The organism is Streptococcus cristatus, from assembly GCF_003944225.1.
Taxonomy (GTDB): domain Bacteria; phylum Bacillota; class Bacilli; order Lactobacillales; family Streptococcaceae; genus Streptococcus; species Streptococcus cristatus_K.
On record NZ_RJPN01000008.1, the window covers coordinates 53,243 to 66,504 of the forward strand.

The 13,262-nt window shown below is 45.7% G+C and carries 13 protein-coding genes; 11 read left to right on the forward strand and 2 right to left on the reverse strand.

Annotation, left to right across the window (positions count from 1 at the left end):
• Nucleotide 1 precedes the first annotated feature (1 nt).
• Nucleotides 2-1,279, forward strand: a complete 1,278-nt coding sequence (locus tag D8797_RS08120) for an MATE family efflux transporter (protein WP_125380117.1) — start codon at nt 2-4, stop codon at nt 1,277-1,279.
• Entirely contained in the window at nt 1,276-1,890 is a 615-nt protein-coding gene (locus tag D8797_RS08125; RefSeq protein WP_125380119.1) for an HAD-IA family hydrolase, read from the forward strand. The genes D8797_RS08120 and D8797_RS08125 overlap by 4 nt, the downstream gene beginning before the upstream one ends.
• Before the next feature lie 46 nt (nt 1,891-1,936).
• Here D8797_RS08125 and D8797_RS08130 read toward each other — a convergent pair whose 3' ends face one another.
• Nucleotides 1,937-2,422, reverse strand: a complete 486-nt coding sequence (locus D8797_RS08130; protein ID WP_125380121.1) for a YcxB family protein — start codon at nt 2,420-2,422, stop codon at nt 1,937-1,939.
• 112 nt (nt 2,423-2,534) lie between these two features.
• On the opposite strand from D8797_RS08130, the gene polA reads away from it, so the two are divergent.
• From polA to D8797_RS08165, 6 genes are all read left to right on the forward strand, one after another.
• Nucleotides 2,535-5,177 carry a DNA polymerase I gene (gene polA / locus D8797_RS08135; RefSeq protein WP_125380124.1) on the forward strand — a complete coding sequence of 881 codons (2,643 nt, stop codon included), beginning with the start codon at nt 2,535-2,537 and terminating at the stop codon, nt 5,175-5,177.
• 148 nt (nt 5,178-5,325) lie between these two features.
• Nucleotides 5,326-5,763 (forward strand): CoA-binding protein, encoded by a 438-nt coding sequence (locus tag D8797_RS08140; RefSeq protein WP_125380126.1) that lies wholly within the window; start codon nt 5,326-5,328, stop codon nt 5,761-5,763.
• Nucleotide 5,764: 1 nt separating this feature from the next.
• Nucleotides 5,765-6,262 carry a kinase gene (locus D8797_RS08145; RefSeq protein WP_125380129.1) on the forward strand — a complete coding sequence of 166 codons (498 nt, stop codon included), beginning with the start codon at nt 5,765-5,767 and terminating at the stop codon, nt 6,260-6,262.
• A 259-nt stretch (nt 6,263-6,521) separates the two neighbouring features.
• Nucleotides 6,522-7,172 (forward strand): DUF6287 domain-containing protein, encoded by a 651-nt coding sequence (locus D8797_RS08150; protein ID WP_125380132.1) that lies wholly within the window; start codon nt 6,522-6,524, stop codon nt 7,170-7,172.
• A gap of 26 nt (nt 7,173-7,198) precedes the next feature.
• Nucleotides 7,199-7,864: a DUF6287 domain-containing protein gene (locus D8797_RS08155; RefSeq protein WP_125380134.1), complete on the forward strand. Its 666-nt coding sequence runs from the start codon at nt 7,199-7,201 to the stop codon at nt 7,862-7,864.
• Between the two features lie 226 nt (nt 7,865-8,090).
• Nucleotides 8,091-9,557 (forward strand): alpha-L-fucosidase, encoded by a 1,467-nt coding sequence (locus D8797_RS08165; RefSeq protein ID WP_125380137.1) that lies wholly within the window; start codon nt 8,091-8,093, stop codon nt 9,555-9,557.
• Between the two features lie 193 nt (nt 9,558-9,750).
• Here D8797_RS08165 and D8797_RS08175 read toward each other — a convergent pair whose 3' ends face one another.
• Nucleotides 9,751-10,584: a DUF975 family protein gene (locus D8797_RS08175; protein ID WP_125380139.1), complete on the reverse strand. Its 834-nt coding sequence runs from the start codon at nt 10,582-10,584 to the stop codon at nt 9,751-9,753.
• A 147-nt stretch (nt 10,585-10,731) separates the two neighbouring features.
• On the opposite strand from D8797_RS08175, the gene tgt reads away from it, so the two are divergent.
• From tgt to rpsJ, 3 genes are all read left to right on the forward strand, one after another.
• Complete coding sequence (tgt, locus tag D8797_RS08180) at nt 10,732-11,874, forward strand: tRNA guanosine(34) transglycosylase Tgt (RefSeq protein ID WP_125380142.1); 1,143 nt, start codon at nt 10,732-10,734, stop codon at nt 11,872-11,874.
• 25 nt (nt 11,875-11,899) lie between these two features.
• The gene (locus D8797_RS08185; protein WP_125380148.1) at nt 11,900-12,538 is read left to right on the forward strand and encodes a uridine kinase family protein; all 639 of its coding nucleotides are present in this window, start codon (nt 11,900-11,902) and stop codon (nt 12,536-12,538) included.
• Between the two features lie 374 nt (nt 12,539-12,912).
• Nucleotides 12,913-13,221, forward strand: coding sequence for a 30S ribosomal protein S10 (gene rpsJ / locus D8797_RS08190; protein ID WP_005591304.1), 309 nt, complete (start codon nt 12,913-12,915; stop codon nt 13,219-13,221).
• The last annotated feature ends 41 nt before the right edge of the window (nt 13,222-13,262 follow it).

Sequence of the window (13,262 nt, forward strand, 5' to 3'; positions counted from 1 at the left end):
GATGACGAGTTATAAAAAAATCATGAACATTGCTCTGCCGGCTATGGCGGAGAACTTTTTGCAGATGCTCATGGGCATGGTCGACAGCTATCTGGTGGCTAGTCTTGGGCTGATTGCGATTTCCGGTGTCTCGGTGGCCGGCAACATCATTACCATTTATCAGGCAATCTTTATCGCGCTGGGGGCTGCTGTTTCCAGTCTCATCTCCAAGACTCTGGCTCAGGGAGACAAGGAGCGTTTGGCCTATCATACAGCTGAGGCTATCAAGCTGACGCTGCTTCTGAGCCTTCTATTGGGGCTGATTTCCCTGCTCTTTGGCAGGCAGATGCTGGATCTGCTGGGGACGGAAAAAGCGGTGGCTGAAGCAGGTGGTCTCTATCTGGCTCTGGTTGGTGGGACCATTGTCCTGCTAGGCTTGATGACTTCCTTTGGAGCTTTAGTGCGGGTCACGCGCAATCCCAGATTTCCCATGTATGTTAGTCTTCTGACCAATGTCCTCAATGCCCTCTTTTCTGGTCTGGGGATTTATGTCTTTCGGCTTGGTATTGTCGGCGTAGCGCTGGGGACGGTGCTGGCTCGTTTGGTCGGTGTGCTCATTCTCTGGCGGGAGCTGGATTTGTCCACGATCCGCTGGAGCTGGGGTTTAGATGGCGAGCTCTTGCGTCTGTCTCTGCCGGCTGCTGGAGAGCGGCTCATGATGCGGGCGGGCGATGTAGTGATCATCGCCATTGTGGTCGTCTTTGGGACGGATGCAGTAGCGGGGAATGCTATTGGTGAAGTCCTGACTCAGTTTAACTACATGCCGGCTTTCGGGGTCGCGACAGCAACAGTCATGCTGGTAGCCCATGCGGTTGGCGAGGGAGATATGCAAGCGGTTGGTCTGATTCGTCAGCGGGCCTTCTGGCTGTCTTTTGCTTGCATGCTGCCCTTGGCTTTAGGTATTTTCGCCCATGGTCGACCGCTGACCTTGCTCTATACGGACAATAGCGGAGCGATCACAGCCAGTCTTTCAGTCATCCTCTTCTCCCTGCTGGGAACTCCTATGGCAGCTGGAACCGTGATTTACACAGCGGTTTGGCAGGGTCTGGGCAATGCCAGACTGCCCTTTTATGCCACGACTATTGGCATGTGGTTAATTCGCATCATCTCAGGCTATTTGTTGGGTGTGACCTTTGGCTTGGGTCTGCCAGGAGTCTGGGCTGGGACTCTCTTGGACAATGGCTTCCGCTGGCTATTTTTAAAGGTTTTATACGACAGAAAAATGAGGGAAATTGCATGACAAAAGCGTTTATTTGGGATTTGGACGGCACCTTGCTGGACTCCTATGATGCTATTTTGGCAGGAATTGAGGAAACCTATGCTCACTATGGTCTGGACTTTGATAGGGCCAGTATTCACAGCTATATCCTAAAGCACTCTGTCCAGAAGCTCTTGGAGGAAGTGGCATCTGAGAAGGGCCTAGACGCTGCCGAGATGAATACCTTCCGTGGAGCAAGCCTAAAGGAGAAGAATGCTCAGGTCTATCTGATGGCAGGAGCAGCAGAGATTCTGGCCTGGGCTGAGGAGCAGGACATTGCCCAGTTCGTCTATACCCACAAAGGACTCAATGCCCATCAAATCTTGCAAGACTTGGGCATTCATGACTATTTTACAGAAATCATCACAACGGCCAATGGCTTTGAGCGCAAGCCCCACCCAGAGGGTGTCGATTATCTGGTTGAAAAATATGGTCTGGATAAGCAGGAAACCTACTATATCGGCGACCGGACGCTGGACGTGGATGTCGCCGTCAACAGTGGCATCCAGAGCATTAACTTCTGTGACTACCGACCAGAAATCAATCAGAAAATAGAGAAGTTGGTGGATATCAAGCAATTATTTACAAGATAAAAAGCAGACCAGAACTGATCTACTGTCAGTCTAGCCTGCTTTTCTTTTACATATGCTCAATGTGAAGTTCTAGCAAGAACTCAAGAGCCTCGGGAGTACAGTTCTTTTTTTCAATAGGGAAACCGATACTTGGCCCCAACATGATATAAAAATCATCCTTTGTTTGAAAAACTTTGACGATGTCATCATAGGTATAAAGAAACTCTCCTCGTTTGCTTTTTACAGAAAATTTATCTTTCTCAAATATAAGAGTTTGCTCCATATCCTTCCAGTAAGGAGTTTTTTGATAGGCTTTCTTTATCTGAAAGTCCATGCCAAAGTATATTGCTGAGAATGTAATCAAAGATGCAAATAGCACGGTAAACACAGAGAATCGCTTCAGTTGCTCAGGTATAAAGGTCAGATAGAGCGACATGACTCCTATAAAGATGAGAATATTTAGTAAAAATCCTTTTCCACGTATGAAAACAGACCATGCAAATCGTTGATACACTTCCTCAGTCACAAGAGTTGGAATGGTTATTGGGAACATGCTTCACCTCCTAGTTTTTATTATTATACCATAGAGGAATTATTAAAATCACTTTTAAATTTTCCACACCGCTGTTCCTATCTTTGTCCGCCTTTCGTGTTATAATAAACCTATGGAAAAAAAGAATAAGTTATTATTAATCGACGGTTCTTCCGTTGCTTTTCGCGCTTTTTTTGCGCTTTATAATCAAATTGACCGTTTCAAGAGTCCATCGGGCCTGCATACCAATGCCATTTATGGCTTCCACCTTATGCTTAATCATCTCTTGGAGCGTGTGCAGCCAACTCATGTCCTGGTAGCTTTTGATGCTGGTAAGACGACCTTCCGGACCGAGATGTACGCCGACTATAAGGCTGGTCGGGCCAAGACACCGGATGAATTTCGTGAGCAGTTGCCTTTTATCCGTGAAATGCTGCAGCACCTAGGCATTCACTTCTATGACTTGGCTCAGTATGAGGCGGATGACATTATCGGGACCTTGGACAAGATGGCTGAAAAGACAGCTGTGCCTTACGATGTGACCATTGTCAGCGGCGATAAAGACTTGATTCAGCTGACGGATGATAATACCGTGGTGGAGATTTCCAAGAAAGGCGTGGCTGAGTTTGAGGAATTTACCCCAGCCTACCTCATGGAAAAGATGGGCATCACGCCAGAGCAGTTCATTGACCTCAAGGCGCTGATGGGCGATCAGTCGGACAATATCCCCGGCGTGACCAAGATTGGTGAGAAAACTGGCCTCAAGCTCCTCTTGGAGTATGGCTCTTTGGAAAATCTCTATGAAAATATTGACCAGCTCAAGGCTTCCAAGATGAAGGAAAATCTGATCAATGACAAGGACAAGGCCTTTTTATCTAAAACCCTAGCTACTATCAATACTCAAGCTCCGATTGAAATCGGACTGGATGATTTGGTTTATAAGGGTCCGCAAATAGAGGCACTGAGCAAGTTCTACGACGAGATGGGCTTCAAGCAGCTCAAGGCTCAGCTAGGAACGGCTCAGGAGCCGGTAGAAGTCAAACCAATTGAATTTACCAAAGTGACTGAGGTCACAGCAGATATGCTGGTACCAGAGCAATTCTTCTATTTTGAAATCTTGGGTGACAACTACCATAAGGAAGAGATTGTCGGCCTTGCCTGGGGCGATAGCCGTCAGATTTATGTCGGTTCCAGCGATTTACTACAGCAACCTCTCTTTCAGGAGTTTTTGACAAAAACAGCTTTGAAAACATACGACCTCAAGCGGACCAAGGTACTGCTCAGTCATTATGGCATCGAGCTACCAGCAGCAGCCTTTGATGCGCGCCTAGCCAAGTATCTGCTTTCGACGGTCGAGGATAATGAGCTGGCGACTATTGCTCGCCTCTACGGCCAAACAATTCTGCCGACTGATGATGAGGTTTATGGCAAGGGAGCCAAGCGCGCTCTGCCAGAGCAAGAGCAGCTCTTTGAGCATCTGGCTCGTAAGGTTCAAGTACTGCTGGAAACGGAGGAGCCAATGCAAGAACAGCTTCGCGCCCACGATCAGCTGGATTTGTTGCTTGAAATGGAGCAACCGCTGGCCTTTGTCCTAGCCAAGATGGAGATTGCGGGGATCAAGGTTGAGCGGGAAACCCTGCAGGGTATGCAGGCAGAAAATGAAAAGACGCTGGAAAGTCTAACCCAGGAGATTTATGATCTGGCTGGTCAGGAGTTTAATATCAACTCGCCGAAACAGCTGGGAACCATTCTCTTTGAGGATATGGGGTTGCCACTGGAGTACACCAAAAAGACCAAGACGGGCTACTCGACAGCGGTGGATGTGCTGGAGCGTTTAGCACCCATAGCACCGATTGTGTCTAAGATTCTGGAATACCGTCAAATCAGCAAGCTCCAGTCCACTTATATCATCGGACTGCAGGAGGCGATAGCGGCTGACGGTAAGATTCACACTCGCTATGTTCAGGATTTGACCCAGACTGGCCGCCTGTCCTCGGTTGACCCAAACCTGCAGAATATCCCCGTTCGTTTGGAGCAGGGGCGCCTCATTCGCAAGGCCTTTGTGCCGGAATGGGCAGACAGTGTGCTTCTCAGCTCGGATTATTCCCAGATTGAGCTGCGGGTGCTGGCTCACATTTCGCAGGATGAGCATTTGATTGCTGCTTTTCAGCATGGAGAAGATATTCACACGGCCACAGCCATGCGGGTCTTTGGTATTGAAAAGGCAGAGGATGTGACGCCTAATGACCGCCGCAATGCCAAGGCTGTCAACTTCGGAGTAGTTTATGGTATTTCCGACTTTGGACTAGCCAATAATCTAGGCATTTCCCGCAAGGCTGCCAAGGACTACATTGAGACTTATTTTGAGCGCTTCCCTGGTATCAAGAATTATATGGAAACCATCGTCCGCGAAGCGCGTGATAAGGGCTATGTAGAGACCATTTACCATCGCCGTCGCTCCTTGCCGGATATCAATTCCCGCAACTTTAACATCCGAAATTTTGCGGAGCGCACAGCCATTAACAGCCCAATCCAAGGCTCTGCCGCAGACATTCTCAAAGTCGCTATGATTAATCTGGACCGAGCTCTGGCAGAGAAGAATTTCAAGTCTCGCATGCTCTTGCAGGTTCACGATGAAATCGTACTGGAAGTGCCAGCTGACGAGCTAACAGCCGTCCGCCAGCTAGTCAAAGAAACCATGGAGGCTGCGATTGAGCTGGCCGTTCCACTAGTGGCTGATGAAAATGCCGGCCAAACTTGGTACGAGGCGAAATAAGATATCAAGGGCGTAAAACACAAAGTGAAAATAGAAAGCTGACACAACATTCAAGGAATGCGAGGAAAAGCATCTTTTTTGTACCGTATTCAGCTAAGATATCATTGTTAAAAAAGTTAAAAATTATTTATAAAACAGGAGGAGCATTATGACTTACCATTTTCAAAATCCCAGTGACGGCGTTGTCAAGCGCTATCTGGAAAACAGCAAGGTGATTGCTGTTGTCGGACTGTCTGACCGTGAGGAAACGACCAGTAACCGTGTGTCCAAGGAGATGCAGGAACGGGGCTATCGCATTATCCCTGTCAATCCGCGGGCAGCGGGCAGTCAGATTTTTGGTGAGACAGTTTATGCCAGTCTCAAAGATATTCCTTTCCCAGTGGATATTGTCGATGTTTACCGTCGTAGCGAGTTTTTGCCAGATGTGGCGCGTGATTTTCTGGAATCAGATGCCAAGATTTTTTGGGCTCAGTTGGGCTTGGAAAATGAAGAAGCTGAGCAAATTTTGCGGGCAGCCGGTCGCGAAGATATCGTCATGGATCGCTGTATCAAACGCGAGCATACTCGCTTGATTCTAGGCGAATAAGATGGCCAAGTTAGTCATCATTCGTGGCAATTCTGGCTCTGGCAAATCGAGTTTAGCTAAAAAATTGCAGACTCACTATGGCCGAGGGACTCTTTTGATTGCGCAGGATACAGTTAGACGGGACATGCTCAAGGAAAAAGTAGAGCCGGGCAACCTATCCATTGATTTGACGGAAAGCTTAGCTCATTTTGGTTACGAACATGATTTACTGGTCTTGGTAGAAGGTTTCTACGAGACAGATATTTATGACCACATGCTGGAGCGGTTGCGGACTTTGTTTGGTCCTCAGACCCTAGCCTATTACTATGATTTGACTTTTGAAGAAACGGTCCGCCGTCATCAGACCAGAGCGAAGCAAGAAGAATTTACCCCAGCCGACATGAGGCGCTGGTGGAAGGATCGAGATTTCTTATGCTGGGAAGAGGAATCGTTCTTTAGGGACGAAGATTCCTTGGAGGCAGCCTTTGAACGGATCGTTCATGATTTAGAGAAAATTTGAGACGAAGCACAGGAGGAGGAACTCCTGTGCTTTTGCATTAAAAAAGTATTTCATAAATTGCAGATAAATTTTGAGAAAAATATCACACAAAATGTTGACAAAATTATTTCATATAATTACAATTAGATTACAAAATATTTCTTTTGTTACAAAAAAGCTTTAAAGGATATATTTTAGTGGGGTAAGATGTCCCCTATGCAAGCCAACATCCCTACTATCGTGTAGCAAATTGATGATAAACTGACAAGGAGATTCTATTATGAAACGTAATAAACTTATTTTATTGACAGTCACTGCCTTGTGCTCTGCTTTCCTGCTCGCAGCCTGCAGCTCTAAACCTTCCACGGAGGCTAGCAGTTCTACTTCTCAGAGTTCTAAGACATCTAAGACTAGTAGCTTAGGCGAGTCCTCCACCAAACCATCAGCTAAGCAAAGTTCTGCTTCCAACGAAGCAAAAGCATCCTCTACTACTAAGCTTTCTAGCGACCAGAGTGTTTCCAGTCAAGTTGAGAAACCTGTGGACAACAAGACTTCAGCAGATTTAAACACTCCAACAACTTCCGGTATAGATGTCAATGCTCTAGCAAATGGTGATTTCTCTAGCATTGCAGGTACTTGGCAAGACGATTTGGGCAACCAATTAGTTTTTGATGCAAATGGATTAGTAACATTGCAACGTAATAATGGTGAGACATTGAACCATAACGTTATTTATAATGGTCATGTAGAAGGAGATAAGTTTAGAGCTGATTTTGGTTATAATGGAGCAGGCAGTAGTGATCCTTTATTCGCTGTTCCAGTGGGCGTAGCATTGCCACTTAATGGTGCTCCAGCGCCTAAAGAACAAATCATGCTTGGAAGTGATGCAATCTCTTCTGCACAACATCCCTACTATCGAGTAGCAAATTAATGATAAACTGACAAGGAGATTCTATTATGAAACGTAGTAAACTTATTTTATTGACAGCCACTGCCTTGTGCTCTGCTTTCCTGCTCGCAGCCTGTAGTTCCAAACCTTCCACGGAGGCTAGTAGTTCTACCTCTCAGAGCTCTAAAATTAGCAGTTCTAGCAAGTCTTCTACCAAACCATCAGCTAAGCAAAGTTCTGCTTCTAACTCCGTGACATCCTCTTCAACTCCTCAGACATCTAGCGACCAGAGTGTTTCCAGCCAGGCTGAGAAGCCCGTGGACAACAAGACTTCAGCAGATTCGAACACGTCACCAACTCCAGCTGCCCCAGTGGCTCCAACAACTTCCGGTATGGATGTCAATGCTCTAGCAAATGGTGATTTCTCTAGCATTACTGGTACTTGGCAAGACGATTTGGGCAATCAATTAGTCTTTGATGCAAATGGCTTGGTGTCTCATACTTACAGAGGAAATGAATCAAGCGACTACACTTTGACAAATAGTCAAGTATATGAAGGGAAGTTCGGAGCGTTTTTAACTCATAAATCAGGGAATGAAGTGGCCTCCTTCACAGCCATTCCTAAAGGAGCTCGTCTTTATGATACTGGAAGTGAAAATCCGAAAGAACGCATTTTAGTGGGGCAAGATTTCACTTACGCATCCCAACATCCCTACTATCGCGTAGCGAATTGATGTATTGAATGATGAGAATCGCGGTGCGAGTAGCTTCCCAAGGTACTCGTCATGCTGACAATATAAAAACAAGGAACAGAATTAATTGCTGTTCCTTTTTCTTTGCTTTATCGAAAAAGTTTGTTCATAAGGCTGTTTTGGATTATTTTTTTGTAAAATGCCTCTTTCTTCTGCAAAAATTGGTACAATAAAAGAAAGCGTTTTAATCGAATAATGAGGTATAGCAATGAAAATATCTTTAGAAGAAATTCAAAGAGTTGCCAACCAAGGTCCTTTCTATCCAGACTGGGACTCTCTTGCGACCTATCACGTTCCCCACTGGTTCAAAAGGTCTAAGTTTGGGATTTTTATCCACTGGGGACTTTACAGCCTTCCTGCTTTTGGGAGCGAGTGGTACTCTCGAAATATGTACATCCAAGGTACGGCAGAATTTGACCACCATATCAAAACTTATGGGCCTCACAAAGATTTCGGCTACAAGGATTTTATCCCACTCTTTACTGCCGAAAATTTTCATGCGGACGAATGGTTGCGCCTCTTTAAAGAAGCGGGAGCCCAATACATGTTTCCAGTGGCGGAGCATCACGACGGCTTCCAGCTTTATGCCAGTCAGCTTTCTCCTTTTAATAGTGTAGAAATGGGGCCAAAACGTGACATCTTGGGGGAATTGAGTCAGGCAGCCCAAAGAGAGCAAGTTCATTTTTGTACTTCCTCCCATCGGGCAGAGCATCACTTTTTCTTTTCGCATGGAAAGGAGTTTGCCAGTGACATTGCCAGCGAAGTCAGTCGCGAGGAACTCTACTGGCCGGCTATGCCAGAGCCCGACCACCATGATTTGTTTGGTCAGCCTTATCCGAGTCAGGAGTTTCTAGATGATTGGCTCCTGCGTACCTGTGAGCTGGTTCGAGATTACCAGCCTGAGATTTTGTATTTTGACTGGTGGATTCAGCATGCAGCTTTTAAAGAGTATATAAAGCTTTTTGCGGCCTATTATTATAATTTAGGAGCGGCTTCTGGGAAGCCGACTAGCATCTGTTACAAGCATGATGCGCTGGCTTTTGGTGCGGGGATTGTGGAAGTGGAACGCGGTGGTTTCGCAGAGATCCAGCCTTTCACTTGGCAGACGGATACGGCTATTGCGCGAAATTCTTGGGGCTACACAGAGAACCTTGACTATAAGTCAGCTAAAGAAATCATCCAGACCTTGATTGATGTCGTGTCCAAAAATGGGAATTTGCTGCTGAATATTGGGCCAAAAGGAGATGGGGCGATTCCAGAAAAAGATCAAGAAATCTTGAGAGAGATCGGGGCTTGGCTCCAAGTGAATGGTCAAGCGATCTATGATTCACGCGCGTGGAGGCAATTTGGAGAAGGTCCGACACAAGTAGATAGTGGGCCATTTTCGGATGGAAAAAACATCCCGTATACAAACCAGGATTTCCGTTTCACGGCCAAGGGCGGAGCAGTGTATGCCTTTCTGATGGAGCCTGCAGTAAATCAGTGGCTGACAATTCAGGCCTTGGCAGACGGAAGAGAAAATCCCGCTTCTCGCTTTCATGGTATCATAGAAGAGGTATCCTTACTAGGCTATGAGGAACCGCTCGAATGGGAGCAAACGCCTCAAGGTTTGCGTCTTTTCATGCCGAGTGTAGCAGCCGACTTACCCTTGGTACTGAAAGTCCAACTGCGTTAAATCTAGACGAAAAAATGAGGCTGGACAAAAGTCCTAGCCTCTCAATTGTCTTTGGAATGTCGAGCAAGACGCAGTGGTTGAGTGGGCTCTACTACGCTGATTTCATCAGCTTTTACAGCCCTACTCAACTGTGCGGAGGTGGGACGACGAAATCGAATTCTAACGAATGACCGATTTCTGTCCCACTCTCATTTTACTTACTTAGTGATTTTAAATTTTCATAAAAGAGCACCCGAGCTGTTGTGATGTAAGGATAGGCCACGACTCCAGCGATTCCCAGTGTGATACCAATCAGGATATACCAGCCGATAAAGCTCAGATCCAGCAAGAAACGCTTCCACTTATAGCCTTTCATCATGCGTCTACTTTGCACAAGAACTTGCCAAGGACCTTGGTAGGTGCCAGTACTCAGCTGATCATAAAGGATGAAGTCGGTCTGAGAGTAAGCATAGTTGGCCATCAGGAAGACTGCCGTACCAGCCAAGACAATGAGAGTGCCAAGAAACATCATGGGCGCATAGCTGACGATTTGCTCCACTTCAGGACTAGCAGCTGTCAATTGGGACACATCGGATATTTTCCCATAAATAGCTAGCACCTTGTAACTGCTGAAAATAAGGAAAAATGAACCGACAAGGCTGATAGAATTCCACAGCAAGAGGAGGATGCTTTTGGTCAGTTGTGTGATAAAAATTGGCGAAAAAAGCTCAGCAGAAAAGATTCGGCCAATATCTGTAAAGCCAACTGTATCGCGTTTTTTCCGGACGACATCCATCATGCTGAAGCTAGCAGATAAAAAGAGCAGGGCGATGATAAATTCCACGATTTGTGGAAAAATTTGACGGCCAAAAATCACCACAAAGGCTTGATTGATGTCCAGCTGGGGGACAATTTCCTCTAAATGACGGTTAGGTGACAGATAGGTAGATAAAATGGTTACCAGAGTTGGAATGGCAAAGAGTGAGAAAATGCCGTTGGTTTGATTTCGGATGGTTCGTGCCTGGGCACGGATTTCGCTTAAATTCATACAGACCTCCATTTCATGATTTTTATTATACCACATATCGTGACAGACAAGGCTTTTTTTGGTAAAATCATACGGTATCTTATGAGCGATTGTCGCTTATTTTATAGAAGAAAATAGCTGGGACTGTCTTTCCCAGCAGGAGGAAACATGTCAGATTCACCGATTCAGTATCGTTTGATCAAAAAAGAAAAGCACACAGGTGCCCGTTTGGGGGAGATTATCACGCCCCACGGAACCTTCCCAACGCCTATGTTTATGCCGGTCGGTACTCAGGCTACGGTCAAGACCCAGTCACCAGAAGAGCTCAAGCAAATGGGTTCGGGTATCATCTTGGCCAATACTTACCACCTCTGGTTGCGGCCGGGAGATGAGCTGATTGCCCGTGCAGGTGGCCTACACAAGTTCATGAACTGGGACCAGCCTATTCTGACCGATAGTGGTGGTTTTCAGGTTTATTCTCTAGCTGATAGCCGCAACATCACAGAAGAAGGAGTGACTTTCAAGAACCACCTCAATGGTTCCAAAATGTTCCTGTCGCCAGAAAAGGCCATTTCTATCCAGAACAACTTAGGTAGCGACATCATGATGTCCTTTGATGAATGCCCGCAGTTCTACCAGCCTTATGACTATGTCAAGAAGTCTATCGAGCGGACTAGCCGTTGGGCAGAGCGTGGACTCAAGGCTCACACTCGTCCACACGATCAAGGTCTCTTTGGGATTGTTCAGGGAGCTGGCTTTGAAGATTTGCGCCGCCAGTCTGCTCAAGATTTGGTCAGCATGGATTTTCCTGGCTACTCTATCGGAGGATTGGCTGTTGGTGAGTCTCACGAAGAGATGAATGAGGTACTGGATTTCACAACGCCTCTACTGCCTGAAAATAAGCCTCGCTATCTCATGGGAGTTGGAGCGCCAGATAGCTTGATTGATGGTGTTATCCGTGGCGTTGATATGTTTGACTGCGTTTTGCCGACTCGGATTGCCCGAAACGGCACCTGCATGACCAGCGAGGGACGTCTGGTTGTCAAAAATGCCCAGTTTGAGGAAGATTTCACGCCACTGGATCACGACTGTGATTGCTACACTTGTACAAACTACACGCGGGCCTATATCCGCCACCTGCTCAAAGCTGATGAAACCTTTGGCCTCCGCTTGACCAGTTACCACAATCTTTACTTCTTGGTAAACCTTATGAAGAAAGTTCGCCAAGCTATTATGGATGATAACTTGTTAGAATTCCGTGAAGATTTTGTCGAGCGCTACGGCTATAACCGCTCCAAGAGGAACTTCTAAGAGTCTTCATTTGAGGGAAAGAAATATGTCTGATGAAAGAAAATTGTTGGAAAGCTTGGTAGACTATCTGTCGGATGGTCAAAAGCACACCCTGCGTATTTACGGTCACGGAGCTTCGGGTAAGTCAACTTTTGCTCGAAAACTCCAGCTAGCCTTGGGTGAGGAAGGAGCCAATCTTCTGGAAACAGATCCTTATGTGATTACTGGGGAGTATCGAGATTTGCTCAGTTCTAAAGACTTTCCTCATCAAAAAGTAACGGCTTGTATTCCAGCCGTTCATGAACTCAGTAGTCTGGAACGCGATATTTGTGCTTTGCAGTCTGGTCTGGATATTCTGACCATTGGAAAAGCTTGGTCACAGAGTTTGCGTTTATCAGCTCAAAAGCCGATTTTAATAGTAGAAGGCATGTCAGCAGCTTTTTTGCCTAAAAGCTTGTTTGATTTATCGATTTGCTTTTACACGGATGATCAAACTGAGTTAGAACGCCGCTTGTCGCGGGATGTAGCTGTGCGAGAACGCAGACCAGATTGGATAGAGCAGACCCACCTAGCTCGGCGAGAGCAATATCAGCACTTTTATCAGCCTTATCTAGCAGCTGCAGACCTTGTCATCTGCCAGTCAGGAAACGACTTTCGCATTGAAAAGAACAGCCCGTTGTTATAAAACAAAGTAGCTAAAAGCAAATTTTTCATTTTTAATCTCACTGACGTGCGTCAGTGAGCATTTTTATTTTTTGAGAAAAAACTTAAATGAATAGGTAGAATAATAAATTTTCTTCTATATAAATGATTACAAGACTTATAAGTTGCTTAGAAAACACTTTCATAAAAAATTATCCTAAAAATCTTTAAAAACTTGCTCAAATCCCTTGCAATGCTTGGTTCTTTGTGTTAAGATACTATGGTGCTGTGAAAAAACAGCGTGTAGCTTTGATGCAAGAGGTTGCGACACGCTCGGTTGCATTGCCACGCAATCACCTGTCGGTTTTCTTGTGGAGCTAGCCTATTATCTTAAATAGACGAAAAAAGGAGAAAAAGATGGCAAACAAAAAAATCCGCATCCGTTTGAAAGCTTACGAACATCGTACACTTGACACAGCGGCTGCAAAAATCGTAGAAACTGCTGCACGTACAGGTGCTGAAGTTGCGGGACCAATCCCACTTCCAACTGAACGTAGCCTCTACACAATCATTCGTGCGACTCACAAATACAAAGATTCTCGCGAACAATTTGAAATGCGTACTCACAAACGCTTGATCGACATCATCAACCCAACTCAAAAAACAGTTGACGCTTTGATGAAGTTGGACCTTCCAAGCGGTGTGAACGTAGAAATCAAACTTTAATTTAAAGCTTGGTATCTTGAGCATAAAAAACGCTCGTTAAA